Source organism: Mycobacterium sp. 3519A (assembly GCF_900240945.1).
GTDB lineage: Bacteria > Actinomycetota > Actinomycetes > Mycobacteriales > Mycobacteriaceae > Mycobacterium.
Genome location: NZ_OESG01000013.1, coordinates 839,661 through 856,054 on the forward strand (window position 1 = coordinate 839,661; position 16,394 = coordinate 856,054).

Annotated in this window: 15 protein-coding genes and 2 riboswitches; of the genes, 9 read left to right on the plus strand and 6 right to left on the minus strand. The window is 66.0% G+C overall.

What is annotated here, in order from left to right; all coding sequences use genetic code 11:
- Nucleotides 1-65 precede the first annotated feature (65 nt).
- Nucleotides 66-185: riboswitch (SAM riboswitch) on the minus strand.
- A 228-nt stretch (nucleotides 186-413) separates the two neighbouring features.
- Nucleotides 414-2,651, plus strand: a complete 2,238-nt coding sequence (locus C1A30_RS11915; RefSeq protein ID WP_101948525.1) for an NADP-dependent isocitrate dehydrogenase — start codon at nucleotides 414-416, stop codon at nucleotides 2,649-2,651.
- Nucleotides 2,652-2,653: 2 nt separating this feature from the next.
- Nucleotides 2,654-3,877 carry an NADP-dependent isocitrate dehydrogenase gene (locus C1A30_RS11920; RefSeq protein ID WP_369974122.1) on the plus strand — a complete coding sequence of 408 codons (1,224 nt, stop codon included), beginning with the start codon at nucleotides 2,654-2,656 and terminating at the stop codon, nucleotides 3,875-3,877.
- Here C1A30_RS11920 and C1A30_RS11925 read toward each other — a convergent pair.
- On the minus strand, nucleotides 3,870-4,724 hold the full coding sequence (locus C1A30_RS11925; protein ID WP_369974123.1) for an alpha/beta fold hydrolase: 855 nt from the start codon (nucleotides 4,722-4,724) through the stop codon (nucleotides 3,870-3,872). The genes C1A30_RS11920 and C1A30_RS11925 overlap by 8 nt on opposite strands.
- 65 nt (nucleotides 4,725-4,789) lie before the next feature.
- Here C1A30_RS11925 and C1A30_RS11930 point away from each other — a divergent pair, with 65 nt between their 5' ends.
- The 4 genes from C1A30_RS11930 to yhjD are packed head-to-tail and all read left to right on the plus strand — an operon-like array spanning nucleotide 4,790 to nucleotide 9,026.
- Nucleotides 4,790-5,593, plus strand: coding sequence for an exodeoxyribonuclease III (locus C1A30_RS11930; protein ID WP_101948526.1), 804 nt, complete (start codon nucleotides 4,790-4,792; stop codon nucleotides 5,591-5,593).
- A gap of 9 nt (nucleotides 5,594-5,602) precedes the next feature.
- Entirely contained in the window at nucleotides 5,603-6,949 is a 1,347-nt protein-coding gene (locus tag C1A30_RS11935; protein WP_101948527.1) for an NAD(P)/FAD-dependent oxidoreductase, read from the plus strand.
- Between the two features lie 23 nt (nucleotides 6,950-6,972).
- Nucleotides 6,973-7,986 (plus strand): tryptophan--tRNA ligase, encoded by a 1,014-nt coding sequence (gene trpS, locus C1A30_RS11940; protein ID WP_200828241.1) that lies wholly within the window; start codon nucleotides 6,973-6,975, stop codon nucleotides 7,984-7,986.
- 17 nt (nucleotides 7,987-8,003) lie between these two features.
- Entirely contained in the window at nucleotides 8,004-9,026 is a 1,023-nt protein-coding gene (gene yhjD / locus C1A30_RS11945) for an inner membrane protein YhjD (protein ID WP_101948528.1), read from the plus strand.
- Here yhjD and C1A30_RS11950 read toward each other — a convergent pair.
- Nucleotides 9,023-9,730 (minus strand): metalloregulator ArsR/SmtB family transcription factor, encoded by a 708-nt coding sequence (locus C1A30_RS11950; RefSeq protein ID WP_101948529.1) that lies wholly within the window; start codon nucleotides 9,728-9,730, stop codon nucleotides 9,023-9,025. The two genes, yhjD and C1A30_RS11950, sit on opposite strands and share 4 nt — an antisense overlap.
- Nucleotides 9,731-9,812: 82 nt before the next feature.
- Here C1A30_RS11950 and C1A30_RS11955 point away from each other — a divergent pair, with 82 nt between their 5' ends.
- Nucleotides 9,813-10,232, plus strand: a complete 420-nt coding sequence (locus tag C1A30_RS11955) for a DoxX family membrane protein (protein ID WP_101948530.1) — start codon at nucleotides 9,813-9,815, stop codon at nucleotides 10,230-10,232.
- Here the strand turns inward: C1A30_RS11955 and C1A30_RS11960 are convergent.
- The 4 genes from C1A30_RS11960 to C1A30_RS11975 form a co-directional block, all read right to left on the minus strand.
- Entirely contained in the window at nucleotides 10,225-10,539 is a 315-nt protein-coding gene (locus C1A30_RS11960) for a multidrug efflux SMR transporter (RefSeq protein ID WP_101948531.1), read from the minus strand. The genes C1A30_RS11955 and C1A30_RS11960 overlap by 8 nt on opposite strands.
- 14 nt (nucleotides 10,540-10,553) lie before the next feature.
- Nucleotides 10,554-10,621: riboswitch (guanidine-III (ykkC-III) riboswitch) on the minus strand.
- A gap of 90 nt (nucleotides 10,622-10,711) precedes the next feature.
- A complete protein-coding gene (locus C1A30_RS11965; protein ID WP_101948532.1) occupies nucleotides 10,712-11,923 on the minus strand; it encodes a D-alanyl-D-alanine carboxypeptidase family protein in 1,212 nt (403 codons plus the stop codon).
- A 164-nt stretch (nucleotides 11,924-12,087) separates the two neighbouring features.
- Nucleotides 12,088-13,473 (minus strand): aspartate aminotransferase family protein, encoded by a 1,386-nt coding sequence (locus C1A30_RS11970; protein WP_101948533.1) that lies wholly within the window; start codon nucleotides 13,471-13,473, stop codon nucleotides 12,088-12,090.
- On the minus strand, nucleotides 13,470-13,991 hold the full coding sequence (locus tag C1A30_RS11975; RefSeq protein ID WP_067807227.1) for an Lrp/AsnC family transcriptional regulator: 522 nt from the start codon (nucleotides 13,989-13,991) through the stop codon (nucleotides 13,470-13,472). The genes C1A30_RS11970 and C1A30_RS11975 overlap by 4 nt, the downstream gene beginning before the upstream one ends.
- A 123-nt stretch (nucleotides 13,992-14,114) precedes the next feature.
- Between C1A30_RS11975 and C1A30_RS11980 the strand changes: the two genes are divergently transcribed.
- Complete coding sequence (locus C1A30_RS11980; RefSeq protein ID WP_101948534.1) at nucleotides 14,115-15,620, plus strand: gamma-aminobutyraldehyde dehydrogenase; 1,506 nt, start codon at nucleotides 14,115-14,117, stop codon at nucleotides 15,618-15,620.
- 44 nt (nucleotides 15,621-15,664) lie between these two features.
- Nucleotides 15,665-16,333, plus strand: a complete 669-nt coding sequence (locus tag C1A30_RS11985; protein WP_101948535.1) for a TetR/AcrR family transcriptional regulator — start codon at nucleotides 15,665-15,667, stop codon at nucleotides 16,331-16,333.
- Nucleotides 16,334-16,394: the final 61 nt, after the last annotated feature.

Here is a 16,394-nt window from a genome sequence, read left to right on the forward strand (position 1 = left end):
ACGCACTCAGCGACAACTGCGCACGCCGGACCTCCGCCTGTCTTCTCTGGGGGCCCGTCACAACGGACCCGCGCTTGCCGGTAGCCGGTGGCGGCTACTCAACCTGGTCAATCACCCGGGGCACCCCACCGCGGTTGGAGGGTTGCCGGCCAGCAAGCCGGGGCTTGACGCTGGCACTCATGACCGCACAGAAGCGTATCTCATGTCGCTGACCGGGTGCCAGCGCCGTCTGCGGCCGATGTGATCGTCGCGCCGGCGTCGCCTCGGCGGCATCGGGAGTAGCTCCCCATCTTCCGCGGTTGGTGAAGCTACTGGTCAGTAGGCGAAGCTGGCCCCTCGTGTGCGCAGCGGCGCTTGTAGTCTGGCGCGCGATAGGACATATAGAACCGAAACTGACGCCGGGAGAAGACCACATGAGCGCCGAGCAGCCGACCATCATCTACACGCTGACCGACGAGGCGCCGATGCTCGCGACGTATTCGTTTCTGCCGATCGTGCGGACCTTCACCGAGCCTGCGGGGATCAACGTCGAAAGCAGTGACATCTCGGTGGCCGCGCGCATCCTGGCCGAGTTCTCCGACCGGCTGACCGAGGAGCAGCGCGTGCCGGACAACCTGGCCACGCTGGGCGAGCTCACCCACCACCCCGACACCAACATCATCAAGCTGCCGAACATCAGCGCGTCGGTGCCGCAGTTGCTGGCCGCCATCAAGGAGCTCAAGGCCAAGGGGTACGACCTGCCCGACTACCCGGGCGAGCCGAAGAACGACGAGGAGAAGGCGATCAAGGAGCGGTACGCCAAGATTCTCGGCAGCGCCGTCAATCCCGTACTGCGCGAAGGCAATTCGGATCGACGCGCGCCCAAGGCGGTCAAGGAGTACGCCCGCAAGCATCCGCACAGCATGGGGGAATGGTCGCAGGCGTCGCGCACCCATGTCGCGACCATGAAGAAGGGCGACTTCTACCACGGCGAGAAGTCGATGACGCTGGACACCGACCGCAAGGTCAAGATGGTGCTGGAGACCACGAGCGGCGAGACGGTGGTGCTCAAGCCGGAGGTGGCCCTCGACGCGGGCGACATCATCGACAGCATGTTCATGAGCCGTAAGGCGCTGTGCGACTTCTTCGAAGAGCAGATCGAGGACGCCTACAAGACCGGCGTGATGTTCTCGCTGCACGTCAAGGCCACCATGATGAAGGTGAGCCACCCCATCGTGTTCGGCCACGCGGTGAAGGTCTTCTACAAGGAGGCGTTCGCCAAGCATCAGGAGGTGCTCGACGAACTCGGCGTCAACGTCAACAACGGGATGAGCGATCTGTACGACAAGATCGCCACGCTGCCCGCCTCACAGCGTGAGGAGATCATCCAGGACATCCACGCCGTGCACGAGCACCGCCCGGAACTGGCGATGGTGGATTCGGCCCGCGGCATCACCAACTTCCATTCGCCCAGCGACGTGATCGTCGACGCGTCGATGCCCGCCATGATCCGTCTCGGCGGGAAGATGTACGGCGCCGACGGGCGCACCAAGGACACCAAGGCGGTCAACCCGGAGTCCACGTTCAGCCGCATCTACCAGGAGATGGTCAACTTCTGTAAGACGCACGGCCAGTTCGACCCGACCACGATGGGCACCGTCCCCAACGTCGGGCTGATGGCTCAGCAGGCGGAGGAGTACGGGTCGCACGACAAGACGTTCGAGATTCCGGAGGACGGCGTCGCCAACATCGTTGACGTCGACACCGGCGAGGTGCTGCTGACCCAGAACGTCGAAACCGGCGACATCTGGCGCATGCCGGTGGTCAAGGACGCCGCGATCCGCGACTGGGTCAAGCTCGCCGTGACCAGGGCGCGGGCCTCGGGCATGACGGCGCTGTTCTGGCTCGACACGGAGCGGCCGCACGAGGTGGAACTGCGCAACAAGGTCAAGGAGTACCTGAAGGACCACGACACCGAGGGCCTCCACATCCAGATCATGCCGCAGGTGTGGGCCATGCGGTACACGCTGGAGCGGTTGATCCGCGGGCAGGACACCATCGCGGTGACCGGAAACATCCTGCGTGACTACCTGACTGACCTGTTCCCGATCCTGGAGCTGGGCACCAGCGCGAAGATGCTGTCGATCGTGCCGTTGATGGCCGGTGGCGGCATGTACGAGACCGGGGCGGGCGGTTCGGCGCCAAAGCATGTCCATCAGCTGGTCGAGGAGAACCACCTGCGCTGGGATTCGCTCGGCGAGTTCCTGGCTCTCGGAGCGTGTTTCGAGGACATCGGCCGCAAGACCGACAACAAGAGGGCCACCCTGCTCGGCACCACGCTGGACTCCGCGATCGGAAAGCTGTTGGACAACAACAAGAGCCCGTCGCGCAAAACCGGCGAGTTGGACAACCGGGGCAGCCAGTTCTACCTCGCCATGTACTGGGCGCAGGAACTGGCGGAGCAGACCGAGGACAAGGAACTGGCCGACCACTTCGCGAAGCTGGCCAAGACCCTGGCCGACAACGAGGACGCCATCGTGTCGGAATTGGCGCAGGTACAAGGCAAGTCGGTGGACATCGGCGGCTACTACTACCCCGACCGGGAGAAGACCACGGCGGTGATGCGGCCGAGCAAGACGCTGAATTCGGCATTGGAGTCGGCAAAGGTCTGACGATGGCCAAGATCAAGGTCGAGGGCACCGTCGTAGAACTCGACGGGGATGAGATGACCCGCGTCATCTGGAAGATGATCAAGGACAAGGTCATCCTGCCCTACCTGGACGTCAACCTGGACTACTACGACCTCGGCATCGAGCATCGAGACCAGACCGACGACCAGGTCACCATCGACGCTGCCGAAGCCATCAAGCGTCACGGTGTCGGCGTGAAATGCGCGACCATCACGCCCGACGAAGCCCGCGTCAAGGAGTTCAACCTCAAGAAGATGTGGCTCTCGCCCAACGGGACCATCCGAAACATCCTGGGCGGCACCATCTTCCGCGCACCGATAGTGATCGAGAACGTGCCGCGGCTGGTGCCGGGCTGGACCAAGCCGATCGTCATCGGCAGGCACGCGTTCGGCGACCAATACCGCGCCGACAACTTCAAGGTCGACAAGCCAGGCACCTTCACCGTCAGCTTCACCCCGGACGACGGCAGCGAGCCGATCGTGCACGACGTCGTGCACATCCCCGAGGGTGGCGGCGTGATGATGGGGATGTACAACTTCAAGCAGTCGATCCAGGACTTCGCCCGCTCGTCGTTCAACTATGGGCTGCAACAGAAATACCCGGTCTACCTGTCGACCAAGAACACGATCCTCAAGGGCTACGACGGGATGTTCAAGGACGAGTTCGGCCGCATCTTCGACGACGAGTACAAGGACAAGTTCGAGGCCGCGGGCCTGACCTACGAGCACCGACTGATCGACGACATGGTCGCGTCGTGCCTGAAGTGGGAGGGCGGGTACGTGTGGGCGTGCAAGAACTACGACGGCGATGTGCAGTCCGACCTCGTCGCCCAGGGCTACGGCTCACTGGGCCTGATGACGTCGGTGTTGTTGACGCCGGACGGCAAGACCGTCGAGGCGGAGGCCGCGCACGGCACCGTCACCCGTCACTACCGGCAGTACCAGCAGGGCAAGCCCACGTCGACGAACCCGATCGCGTCGATCTTCGCGTGGACACGCGGGCTGGCGCACCGCGGCAAGCTGGACAACACGCCCGACGTCATCAAGTTCGCAAATACGTTGGAGCACAGCGTGATCGGCACCGTCGAAGGCGGTCAGATGACCAAGGACCTGGCGCTGCTGATCGGCGACGACCAGCCGTGGCAGACCAGCGAGGAGTTCCTCGACAGCATCGCCGTCGACTTCAAGAAGGCGCTCGATGCTAGCTGATCGCCTCGCGCGGCGGTGGTGACGCGTAGCGGTCGACGAAGCCGACGATCAACTCCGCGATCCGTTGCGGCGCTTCGAACATCGGGATGTGCCCGACGTCGTCGAGATGGGTGATCTCGGTGCTGCCCGACAGGTGGGCGGTGAAGTGCCGGGTGAACCGTGGGTGCGGCAGCACGTGGTCCTTCTCGCAGATGACCAGATGCGTCGGCGCGGTGCCGTGGGCCAGCTCCATCAACCCGGGCATCAGCAGCGACTTCACCAACAGCTGGTAGTACGCCGGGCAGTGGGTGACGTCGTCGATGATGTCGCGCCACTGCTCGTCGGTGAGGCGGTCGGCGCGCGCGCTGATCGGCACGTAGCCGAGTTGACGGACGTACGGCAGTCGCAGCGACCGCTGGCCGAGCGCCTTGGCGACCAGCCACACCGGCAGACCGGCCACGAACTTGCCCACGATCTCGAACTTGGCGAGCGTGAAGTGGCTCCACCCGCCTGCGGGCGCGATACCCGTCAGCGTGCGGGCGCGGCCGCGGCGTTCCAGCTCGAACGCGACCCAGCCGCCCAGCGAGTTGCCGACGATGTGCGCGGTGTCCCAGCCGAGGGCGTCCATCCGGCGTTCCATGTCGTCGGCCAGTTCGGCGGTGTCCAGGAAGAAGCGGCCCTTCACGCCGCCGTTGTGGCCGGGCATGGTGGGCGCGAGCACCTCGTAGCGACCCGTGTCAGCAATCAGTGGAGCGACGTCTTTCCACACGTTCTGCGACATCATGAACGGATGCAGCAAAAGCATCGGCTCGCCGGAGCCCAGATGAATGGGCGCGCGCAGCGACGTTCCTGTCATGTGCCCGACCATAAAGGTGATACCGGCGGTATCGCAAGCCCGTCCCCTTTTGGCAGGCTCGGGTACGGTCAGCCCCCGTGATCGTCACGACCATCAACGTCAACGGTGTGCGCGCCGCGATCAAGCAGCGCTCGGCGACCAACCTGGGCCTGCTGCCGTGGCTGGCCGAAACGAAGGCCGACGTGGTGTGCCTGCAGGAAACCCGCGCCGACGACGACCAACTGGCCGCCGCATTGGCCCCCGCGCTGTCCGGCGGCTGGCATCTGGCGTCGGCGGGCGGAGATGTCAAGGGCCGCAACGGGGTTGCGGTGCTGAGTCGGCATGCCATCAAGGAGGTTCGCGATCTGGGCGTCGACGAGTTCGCGCTGCACGGCCGCTACATCGAGGTCGACTTGGGATTTGGGCCTGACGGGGTGACCGTCGCCAGCGTCTACGTGCAGACCGGTGAGGCGGGCACCGACCGGCAGTTGGAGAAGGAACGGTTCATGGCCGCCCTCGCACACCGGATGGCGACGCTGACCGACCGCGATGCCGTGGTGTGCGGCGACTGGAACATCGCGCACACCGAGAACGACATCAAGAACTGGAAGGGCAACGTCAAGAAGTCGGGGTTTCTACCCGCCGAAAGGCAATGGCTCACTGAACTTTTGGCTGCGGGCTGGGTCGACGTGGTCCGCGTGCTGCACCCCGATGTGGCAGGGCCGTACTCGTGGTGGTCGTGGCGGGGCAGGGCGTTCGACAACGACGCCGGATGGCGCATCGACTATCAACTGGCCACCCGCACGCTGGCGGCGCGGGCGCGTACCGCGCGGGTGGAGCGGGCGGCGGAATATGCGTTGCGGTGGTCCGACCACGCGCCGGTGACCGTCGAATACGGTTAGGGTCAGCCGATGACCACCGCCCGGCGCCATCGCGTCGTCATCATCGGTTCGGGTTTCGGCGGGCTGTTCGCCGCCAAGCACCTCAAACGCGCCGACGTCGACGTCACGCTGATCGCGAAGACCACCCACCACCTGTTCCAGCCGCTGCTGTACCAGGTGGCAACCGGCATCCTGTCGGTCGGCGAAATCGCGCCCGCGACGCGAATCATCTTGCGTAAGCAGAAAAATACGCGGGTGCTGCTCGGCGAGGTGGTCGGCATCGACCTGACGAACAAGACCGTCACCTCGAAGTTGCTCGACTGGGAGCGGGTGATCGAATTCGACAGCCTGATCGTGGCCGCTGGCGCGCAGCAGTCGTACTTCGGCAACGACCAGTTCGAGGCGTTCGCGCCAGGCATGAAGACCGTCGACGACGCGCTGGAGTTGCGCGGCCGCATCCTCGGCGCGTTCGAGGCCGCCGAGGTGACCACCTCCGAGCAGGAACGCAAGCGCCGGCTGACCTTCGTCGTGGTCGGCGCGGGTCCGACCGGCGTCGAGGTCGTCGGGCAGATCGCCGAACTCGCCGACCGGACCTTGACCGGCGCCTTCCGCACCATCGACCCGGCCGAGGCGCGGGTCATCCTCGTGGAGGCCGCGCCCGCGGTGCTGCCGCCGATGGGCCCGAAGCTCGGGCTCAAGGCGCAGCGCAGGCTGGAGAAGATGGGCGTCGAGGTGAAGCTCAACACGATGGTCACCGACGTCGACTACATGGGCCTGACGGTCAAGGAGAAGGACGGCGAGCAGCACCGCATCGAATGCGCGGTCAAGGTCTGGTCGGCCGGTGTGCAGGCCAGCCCGCTGGGCAAGCTGATCGCGGAGCAGTCCGACGGTAGCGAAACCGACCGGGCGGGCCGGGTGGTCGTCGAACCCGACCTGACGGTGAAGGGCCACCCGAACGTGTTCGTCGTCGGCGATCTGATGAGCGTGCCCGGCGTGCCGGGCCAGGCGCAGGGCGCCATCCAGGGCGCGGTGTACGCCACCAAGCAGATCAAGGCCGGGCTCAAAGGCGACGACCCAGCCGCGCGAAAACCGTTCAAGTACTTCGACAAAGGCAGCATGGCGACGGTGTCGCGGTTCTCCGCGGTGTGCCAGATCGGCAAGCTCGAGTTCGGCGGCTTCCTGGCCTGGCTCGCGTGGTTGGGCCTGCACCTCTACTACCTGGTGGGTGGGCGCAACAGGCTCGTCGCGGTCATCTCGTGGTTCATCACCTTCCTCGGCAGGGGCCGTGGCCAGATGACGATCACCGAGCGCTGGGTGTTCGCGCGCCGGGCGCTCGAGCAGTCCCGGGAGCAGAGCGCCGACAAATCCGTTGGCTGAGGGCGTGCGAAAATCGACCCATCATGAGCAACTCCCGCCCCGTCGTCTTTTCCGGTGTCCAGCCCACGTCTGATTCCCTGCACCTGGGCAACGCGTTAGGCGCGATCAAGCAGTGGGTCGGCATGCAGGACGACTACGACGCGTTCTTCTGCGTGGTGGACCTGCACGCGATCACCATCCCGCAGGACCCCGAGCAGTTGCGGCGGCGCACGCTGGTGACGGCCGCGCAATACCTGGCGCTTGGCATCGACCCGGCGCGCAGCACCGTGTTCGTGCAGAGCCACGTGCCCGCGCACGCCGAACTCGCCTGGGCGCTGGGCTGTTTCACCGGTTTCGGGCAGGCGTCGCGGATGACGCAGTTCAAGGACAAGTCGCAGAAGGAAGGCAGCGAAGCCACCACCGTCGGGCTGTTCACCTATCCGGTGCTGATGGCCGCCGACGTGCTGCTGTACGACACCGAACTCGTCCCGGTCGGCGAGGACCAGCGCCAGCATCTGGAGTTGGCGCGCGACGTCGCGCAGCGGTTCAACGCGCGGTTCCCCGACACCTTCGTGGTGCCCGACGTGCTGATCCAGAAGGCCACCGCCAAGATCTACGACCTGCAGGATCCGACGGCGAAGATGAGCAAGTCGGCGGCCACCGAGGCAGGGCTGATCAGCCTGCTCGACGAGCCGAAGGCCACGGCCAAGAAGATCCGCTCCGCGGTGACCGACAGCGAGCGCGAGATCCGGTTCGACCAGGCGGCCAAGCCGGGGGTGTCCAACCTGCTGACCATCCAGAGTGCGGTCACCGGCACCGACGTCGACAAGCTCGTCGAGGGTTACGTCGGCCGGGGCTACGGCGACCTGAAGGCCGACACCGCTGAGGCCGTCGTCGAGTTCGTCACGCCGATCAAGGCGCGCGTCGACGAACTGCTGGCCGACCCCGCCGAACTCGAGTCGACCCTGGCCGCAGGCGCGGAGCGTGCTCGCGACGTGTCTGCGAAGACCCTCAAGCGGGTATACGACCGGTTGGGTTTCTTAGCGCCACGCGCGTAACGCTTCGGGAGGTCGGAATGACCGAGCCGGACAAGCCGGGGATGCTGGATCGTCTGCGCGCCAGATACGCCTGGTTCGACCACGCGATGCGGGCGCAGCAGCGCTATCAGGACAGCAAGGGCGACTTCTACGCGGCGGGCATCACTTACTTCACGGTCTTCGCGCTGTTCCCGTTGCTGATGGTGGGATTCGCGATCGCCGGCTTCGTCCTGGCCAGCCAACCGGACCTGCTCGCCGAGATCGAGGACAAGATCAAGTCGACGGTGTCCGGCGGGTCGGGCCAACAGCTGGTGAAGTTGATGGAATCGGCCATCGACTCGCGTACCTCGGTCGGCATCATCGGGTTGGCCACCGCGGCGTGGGCCGGGCTCGGGTGGATGGCGAATCTGCGTGAGGCGCTGTCGCAGATGTGGGGTTTGATGCGCCACGATTCACCGGGCTTTCTGCGCACCAAGCTGTCCGATCTGCTCGCGATCACGGGTTTGTTCGCGGCGATCGTGGTGACGATCGCGATGACTGCGCTGGGCAGCTCCGATGTGATGCGACATGTGCTGGAATGGTTTGGGCTGCAGGATCTTCCAGGCGTGAGTCTGGCCCTGCGGGCGGCGTCGTTGGTGGTCTCGGTCCTGGTTTCGTGGCTGTTGTTCAGCTGGATCATCGCCCGGTTGCCGCGTGAACGAGTGAGCTTCCGCAGCGCGCTGCGCGCGGCACTGCTCGCCGCGGTTGCGTTCGAGATCTTCAAGCAGGTGGCGTCGATCTACCTGCGGTCGGTGGTGACAGGCCCGGCGGGCGCGACGTTCGGACCGGTGCTGGGCCTGATGGTGTTCGCGTACATCACCTCGCGGCTCATCCTGTTCGCGACGGCGTGGGCGGCGACGGCGACCGAGAACCTGGTCGAGGAGCCGATCGAACCACCCGCGCCGGCGCAGATCACTCCGCGTGTGCAGTTCCGCGAGGGCCTCGGGGTGGGCGGCGCGCTGGCCGCGGTGGCTGCGGGAGCCTTTGGGGCGCTGACGTTTTCGCGGTTACGCAGGCACTAACCTTTGCCTGCCGCGGTCAGCACCACGCAGCAGCGGTCGGGCGCCGGGTCCAATTCGGGGATCGGCGCGTGCGGTCCGAGCGCGCCTGCCAGCCCGTCGATCAGGGCGTGGTTCATCTTGCAGACGAGTTCGGTCTGCGCCCGCGCCAGCGTGTGAAACGGGCAGTTGGCCATCACGACTCGCGCGTCCTGGTGGCGCGGTTCGTAACCGTTTTCGGCGAGGGTTCGCACGGCCAGATCAAGTGCCGCGCTGACGGTGCGCGGAAGCTGATCACCCACGGCGGCATCGCCGAGGCGACGGCCGTAGGAGTGGGCAAGGCGGTCCAGCGCCTCGATGACAGGGGTCCCCGCATCGGTCGACTCGGCGATTGCGTCGGCCATCAACCTGCCGGCAAGTTGGTACTGGCGTTCGGGAAGTGAGACTGCGATCTCCCGGTCGGTGCGTCGATACAGCTTCGCGGGCCTACCCGCGCCCGGGCCAGTGCGACCGCTCACGCGCGCATAGATCGTGTCGAGCAATCCGTCACGTTCGAGACGGTCGAGGTGAAACTTCACCTGGTGCGCCGCAACGCCAAGGCGCTCGGCCGCGAGCTCGCGACTGACGGGATCGGGTTGGGCGCACACGAACAGATAGAGGCGACGGCGAAGCGGGTCGGAGAGCGCGCCGATGCCGGCGGCGTCGCGGTCGGCGAACGGTTCATGCACCCTTCTAACGTACAAGACTATTGACGATAGAAGTCGCCAGTTCTAACGTGAGAATTATTATTCGTTAGAAAGGAATGGAGACATGGCTACTGCTGCTTATGTCGATCGCACCCGCCTGGCTGACCCGTCCTACCAGGCATTTCTGCTGTTGCGCACGGTCTTCACGGTGGCGCCCATCCTGTTCGGGCTGGACAAGTTCTTCAACGTGATGACCGACTGGCCGAAGTACCTGGCCCCCTGGATCGACGGCATCCTGCCCGGATCCGCCCAGACCGGGATGTACATCGTCGGGGTGATCGAGATCGTCGCGGGCATTCTGGTGGCCGTCGCGCCTCGCATCGGCGCCTACGTCGTCGCCCTGTGGCTCGCCGGCATCATCGTCAATCTGCTGACCGGACCTGGCTTCTACGACGTCGCGCTACGCGACTTCGGCCTGTTGGTCGGCGCGCTGGCGCTCGGCAGGCTCGCGGAAGGCCAGCGCGCGCCGCGGCGGCTCAGCTGATCGCCTTCAGGCCGATCACGCAGCCGACGATGCCAGTGATCAGCACCAGCTTGACCGCCGAGGCGCTCTCGTGCCCGGTGAGGATCGCGTACCCGACCGTGAGCGCGGCGCCGATACCGACCCACACCGCATAGCTGGTGCCCGGCGGCAGGCTGCGCATCGCGATCGCCAGCCCGGCCATCGAAAAGAACAGGGCGACAACGAAAATCACCGAGGGAACGAGTCGGGTGAAACCGCTGGAGCGACTCAGGGCCGTCGCCCACACCGCTTCCAGCACACCCGATGCCATCAAGATCACCCACGCCATGGCGCACCTCCGTGCATGCGCCGTCTTGTCGCTGGCCGGGTACGTCGCCCCTCGTCCGGTGTCACTCGCTGACGGGTCCGACGGTAGCAAATGAAGTGCTGCGGCGAGACTACGGGTTATGACGGGAAATCAGGCGAAATCCGTCACAAACCGTAGCTTCGGCGATCCGACGTCAGTGCTGAGGCCGCCGGTTCAGCGATCGTGCGCCGAGGATCAAGCCGAAGACGATGATCGCGCCGACGATGCCGACCCCGACCCGGACCGGCATCGCGTCGATATCGGGCAGCGACGCCGCGGCCTGCGCCGCCGCGGGGTTGGCCGCCGTGGTCGGTTCGGGTGCGAGCAACGAGGGATCGGGTTCGATCAGCGTGCCCACCTTGGTGCCCGGCGCCGTCGCGAACCCGTAGTCGAGCAGGTGCGCCGCCTGCTCCCACGGCGCGATCGGCTGGCGAGTTCCCTTGAGCAGTACCGCCATCAGTCGTCGGCCGTCGTGGTTGGCGGCACCGACGAAGGTCTGGCCCGCGTCGTCGGTGTAACCGGTCTTGCCGCCCATCGCGCCGGGGTAGTGGTAGAGCAGTTGATTGTCGTTCTCCACCGGGTAGCCGGCGTCGCCGCGGCCGGGGAAGTCGAAGCTCTTGGTCGCCACGATGTCGGTGAAAACCGGGTTGTGCCAGGCATATCGGTAGAACAGGCCGATGTCGTACGCCGACGTGCTCATGCCGGGTCCGTCCAGACCCGACGGGGTTGCGGCGCGGGTGTCCCTGCCGCCCAGCTTGGCTGCGAGGTCGTTGATCTTCTTCACCGCGGCGTCCATCCCGCCGAGTTGCATGGCCAACGCATGCGCGGTGTCGTTGCCGGAGTGCATCAGCAGCCCGTGCAACAAGTCGTTGATCGAGTAGAAGCCGTTCTCGCCGACGCCGACCTTGGTGCCTTCGGCGTTGGCGTCCTCCTGCGTGCCTGCCACCACTTTGTGGATGGGCAGGTCCCTGATCGCCTGCATCGCGATCAGCACCTTGATGATGCTCGCGGGCCGGTGCCTGCCGTGCGGGTCGCGGGCGGCGATGACGTCGCCGCTGTCGACGTCGGCGACCAACCACGCCTCGGCCGAGATGTCGTCGGGCACGGGCGGTGTGCCGGGGGCGGTGATGATGCCGCAGCCGGACAGCGCGTCGCCGCCGAGCGGCTTCGCGGGCACCGGTAGCGGCGCGGGCGGATCACCCGACTCCGGCACCTCGGAGGAGTCGACGGCAGGTGGCGTGGTCTCCCGGTACGGGCACACCGGTGCTGCTTCGGGTTCGGCACCTGCCAGCGCAGGAGCTGCCGTCAGGAACAGCGCTACCGCCAGCGCCGCGGCGCGTGGAAACACGACTCGAATGTTCGCCATCGTGAGCGCAGATTAGGTGGTCCGCCCCCCGAATCCGTGGAGGCGCGCTGTGACTGATGAGGTTGAAGTTGCGAATGTGACTCCCCTAGTGCGCCGAAACGGCATTCCAGCACGCCTCTTCTCGAACTTTGCGTGCCGGAATGCCGTTTCGCGGGAAAGACGGGCTAGAGGCGGCGGCCCGCTTCGCTGAGCACGCCGTGCAGGATGTCGTAGATGGCGTCGAATTCCTTCTGCCCGCTGATCAGCGGCGGCGCCAACTGCACGACTGGGTCGCCACGGTCGTCGGCACGGCAGTACAAGCCGGCCTCGAACAGCGCCGGGGTGAGGTAGCCACGCAGCAGGCGCTCGGACTCCTCGTCGTTGAACGTCTCCTTGGTGGTCTTATCCTTGACGAGTTCGATGCCGTAGAAGAAGCCCTCGCCGCGGACGTCACCGACGATCGGCAGGTCGTAGAGCTTCTCCAGTGTCGCGCGGAAGGCAGGCGCGGTTTCCTTGACGTGGTTGTTGAGGCCCTCGCGTTCGAAGATGTCGAGGTTGGCCAACGCGACCGCGCTCGACACCGGATGCCCGCCGAACGTGTAGCCGTGGGCGAACGTGGTCTTGCCGTCGTTGAACGGTTCGAACAGCCGGTCGGAAGCGATCATCGCGCCGATCGGCGAGTAGCCCGACGTCAAACCCTTTGCGCACGTGATGATGTCGGGCACGTAGCCGAAGTCGTCGCAGGCGAACATCGAGCCGATGCGGCCGTAGGCGCAGATCACCTCGTCGGAGACCAGCAGAACGTCGTACTCGTCGCAGATCTCGCGGACCCGCTCGAAGTATCCGGGCGGCGGCGGGAAGCAGCCACCGGCGTTCTGCACGGGTTCGAGGAACACCGCCGCGACGGTGTCGGGACCCTCGAACTCGATGGCCTCGGCGATGCGGTCGGCGCAGTACTGCCCAAATGCCTTGACGTCGTGGGCGTAGATCTCCGGTGCCCGGTAGAAGTTGGTGTTCGGCGCGCGGAACCCGCCGGGAGTCAACGGCTCGAACGGCGCCTTGAACACCGGCAGGCCGGTGATGGCCAACGCGCCCTGCGGCGTGCCGTGGTAGGCGATCGACCGCGAAACCACCTTGTGCTTACCGGGTTTGCCGGTCAGCTTGAAGTAGTTCTTGGCCAGTTTCCACGCCGACTCGACGGCCTCGCCGCCGCCGGTGGTGAAGAACACCCGGTTCAAATCGCCTGGCGCATAGTTCGCCAGGCGTTCGGACAGTTCGATCGCACTCGGCGTGGCATAGGACCACAGCGGGAAGAACGACAGCGTCTCGGCCTGCTTGGCCGCGGCCTCGGCCAGCTCCTTGCGGCCGTGGCCCACCTGCACGACGAAAAGCCCTGAGAGGCCGTCGATATAGGCCTTGCCCTTGTCGTCGTAGATGTATACGCCCTCGCCGCGGGTGATGATCGGCGGCGTGATGCCCTCGCCGTGCCGCGCGAAGTGACCCCACAGATGCCGGGCGGCTTTTGCTCCGAGGTCGGTTGAAACTTCTTGTGTGATATCGGTAGTTGTCATCTAGTACCCCAATTGTATTGCTGCTTAACAAGTCTCAAATAAACGAGCGTCTCTGTGGATATCACTCCCGGCAATGCGCGAATTTGGGTATTGAGTAAGTCGAGAAGATCGTCGTCGTCCTCGCAGACCACCTCGACGATGGCGTCGAACGAGCCCGCGGTCAGCACGACGTAGTCGACCGATTCGATGGCCGCCAACTTCTCGGCCACCCGGGTGGTGTCCCCGGTGCATCGGATGCCGATCATCGCCTGGCGGGCGAAGCCCAACTGCATCGGATCGGTGACGGCGACGATCTGCATGACGCCGGCGTCGACCATCCGCTGCACGCGCTGGCGCACCGCGGCCTCGGACAGCCCGACCGCCTTACCGATGCCGGCATACGACCTGCGGCCGTCCTGCTGCAGTTTCTCGATGATCTGCTTCGACAATTCGTCGAGTTGGAACGCCGCGCCAGGTCGAGACTGGTTGACGCGGAACGAGACGGGGCCCATCGGTTGCGTAGCACCCGGATTAGCCATGCCAGAGATTGTGCACGGAATCCGTCGTTACAAGCAACCATGACCATGAATTCCCTCGTTTAGAGGGCCCTGCGCGGAAGGAATGCGTAGCCGAGCGGTTGCGCGTCGGCTAGCGTTTGAGCCATGACTCTGCTTCCTTCCAAAACCGTAGCTACCAGCGTGGCAGGCAGCTGGATCGATGGCGCCCCGGTGGTCACCGGCGGCAGCCTGCATCAGGTGATCAACCCCGCCACCGGGGAGGCGACGGCCGAATACGCGCTGGCCGCCCCCGCCGATGTGGACCGTTCCGTGGCGTCCGCGCGCGCCGCCCTGTCCGAGTGGGCGACGGCGACGCCGGCGGACCGGTCGGCCGTGTTGGCCAAGCTCGCCAAGCTCGCCGACGATCACGCCGACGACCTGGTGGCCGAGGAGGTGAGCCAAACCGGCAAGCCGGTCCGGCTGGCCACCGAGTTCGACGTGCCGGGCAGCGTCGACAACATCGACTTCTTCGCGGGCGCGGCCCGCCATCTGGAAGGCAAGGCCACCGCGGAATACTCCGGCGATCACACGTCGAGCATCAGGCGTGAGGCCGTCGGCGTGGTCGGCACCATCACGCCGTGGAACTACCCGCTGCAGATGGCGGTGTGGAAAGTGTTGCCCGCCTTGGCCGCAGGCTGCACCGTGGTGATCAAACCCTGTGAGCTCACGCCGCTGACCACCCTGACGCTGGCACGGTTGGCCAGCGAGGCCGGGTTGCCCGACGGCGTGTTCAACGTCGTCACCGGCGCCGGTTCCGACGTCGGCACGGCGCTGGCCGGACACCGCGACGTCGACGTGGTGACGTTCACCGGGTCGACGGCGGTGGGCCGCAAGGTGATGGCCGCCGCGGCCGTGCACGGCCACCGCGTGCAACTGGAACTGGGCGGCAAGGCGCCGTTCGTGGTGTTCGACGATGCGGATCTGGACGCCGCGGTGCAGGGCGCGGTGGCCGGATCGCTGATCAACACCGGGCAGGACTGCACCGCCGCCACCCGCGCGATCGTGGCCCGCGAACTCTACGACGACTTCGTCGCCGGGGTGGCTGAGGTGATGGGCAAGGTCGCCGTCGGCGATCCGCATGACGCCGACACCGACCTCGGCCCGCTGATCAGCGAGGCGCACCGCGACAAGGTCGCGGGCATGGTGGCCCGCGCACCCGGCGAGGGAGGCCGGATCGTCGCAGGCGGCGCCGCACCCGACCGGCCGGGTTCGTTCTACATGCCGACGCTGATCGCCGATGTCTCCGAGCAGTCGGAGGTCTACCGCGACGAGATCTTCGGTCCGGTGCTGACCGTGCGGTCGTTCACCGATGACGACGACGCGATCCGGCAGGCCAACGACACCGACTACGGCCTGGCGGCGTCGGCCTGGACGCGCGACGTGTACCGCGCGCAGCGCGCGTCGCGCGACATCAAGGCCGGTTGCGTGTGGATCAACGACCACATCCCGATCATCAGCGAGATGCCGCACGGCGGCCTCGGCGCCTCGGGCTTCGGCAAGGACATGAGCGACTACTCGCTCGAGGAGTACCTGACCATCAAGCACGTGATGAGCGATATCACCGGTGTCGCCGACAAGGATTGGCACCGAACGATTTTCACCAAGCGCTGAGGCCGTCGTCCGGCCACAGATCGACTCGGTGACACAATCGAGCCGTGAAGTACGGGCAGGGTTGGCAGCCGCCTCCCGTCGACTGGGCGTCGACGAGGGGCCGCATCCTGCTTGCGGCCTCCGGGTTGTTCGCCCGCCGTGGTTACTTCGGCACCTCCACCCGTGACATCGCCGACGCGGTGCAGATCAGGCAACCGTCGCTGTTCCATCACTTCGAGGCCAAGCACGAAATCTTCCGCACGCTAGTTGAATTGGACCTCGGCCCATCGATCGACCGGGTCCGCAGCCGCATTGCCGAGGATTCGACGTGGGCGGAGAAGCTTCACTTGACGATCGCGTGCGACGTGCACGAGGCGCTGGTGCAGCCGTTCGACGCCCGCGGCCTGTATCAGGACGCCGTGCTCGGCCTCGACGAATTCGCCGACGAGCGCACAGGTATCGCGCTGTTTCACGAGTTGGTCGAGCGACTGATCACCGGCGGCCGGGAGGCCGGTGAGTTCGTGGTGTTCGAGCCGAGCTTCGTGCAGCGTGCGGTGAACGGTGTGCTGTTCGAAACGGTTCGGGAGCAGGGCGGCCCCGGCGGTCGCATCAGGGCGCACCGGCCGATGCAGGCCGCCGACTTCGTGGTGCGGGCGCTGCTCGTCGACGGGACGAGGCTCGACCAGATCCGCGGTGTCACGCAGCAGCGTCTCGGTGAACTCGCGACCCGTTAATTCTGTGCAACAAAGCGGACCGAACCTGGCAACGGGCTGGCCTATCAGCCGATAGGAGCCT

What these genes read in the sequence shown, in the direction of transcription:
- trpS (WP_200828241.1), top strand. Translation starts at nt 6,973, where the DNA reads ATGAGCAACTCCCGCCCCGTCGTCTTTTCCGGTGTCCAGCCCACGTCT.
- C1A30_RS11925 (WP_369974123.1), bottom strand. Translation starts at nt 4,724, where the DNA reads ATGGTCGGGCACATGACAGGAACGTCGCTGCGCGCGCCCATTCATCTG.
- C1A30_RS11970 (WP_101948533.1), bottom strand. Translation starts at nt 13,473, where the DNA reads ATGACAACTACCGATATCACACAAGAAGTTTCAACCGACCTCGGAGCA.
- C1A30_RS11960 (WP_101948531.1), bottom strand. Translation starts at nt 10,539, where the DNA reads ATGGCGTGGGTGATCTTGATGGCATCGGGTGTGCTGGAAGCGGTGTGG.
- C1A30_RS11920 (WP_369974122.1), top strand. Translation starts at nt 2,654, where the DNA reads ATGGCCAAGATCAAGGTCGAGGGCACCGTCGTAGAACTCGACGGGGAT.
- C1A30_RS11965 (WP_101948532.1), bottom strand. Translation starts at nt 11,923, where the DNA reads ATGGCGAACATTCGAGTCGTGTTTCCACGCGCCGCGGCGCTGGCGGTA.
- C1A30_RS11955 (WP_101948530.1), top strand. Translation starts at nt 9,813, where the DNA reads ATGGCTACTGCTGCTTATGTCGATCGCACCCGCCTGGCTGACCCGTCC.
- C1A30_RS11975 (WP_067807227.1), bottom strand. Translation starts at nt 13,991, where the DNA reads ATGGCTAATCCGGGTGCTACGCAACCGATGGGCCCCGTCTCGTTCCGC.
- yhjD (WP_101948528.1), top strand. Translation starts at nt 8,004, where the DNA reads ATGACCGAGCCGGACAAGCCGGGGATGCTGGATCGTCTGCGCGCCAGA.
- C1A30_RS11935 (WP_101948527.1), top strand. Translation starts at nt 5,603, where the DNA reads ATGACCACCGCCCGGCGCCATCGCGTCGTCATCATCGGTTCGGGTTTC.
- C1A30_RS11915 (WP_101948525.1), top strand. Translation starts at nt 414, where the DNA reads ATGAGCGCCGAGCAGCCGACCATCATCTACACGCTGACCGACGAGGCG.
- C1A30_RS11980 (WP_101948534.1), top strand. Translation starts at nt 14,115, where the DNA reads ATGACTCTGCTTCCTTCCAAAACCGTAGCTACCAGCGTGGCAGGCAGC.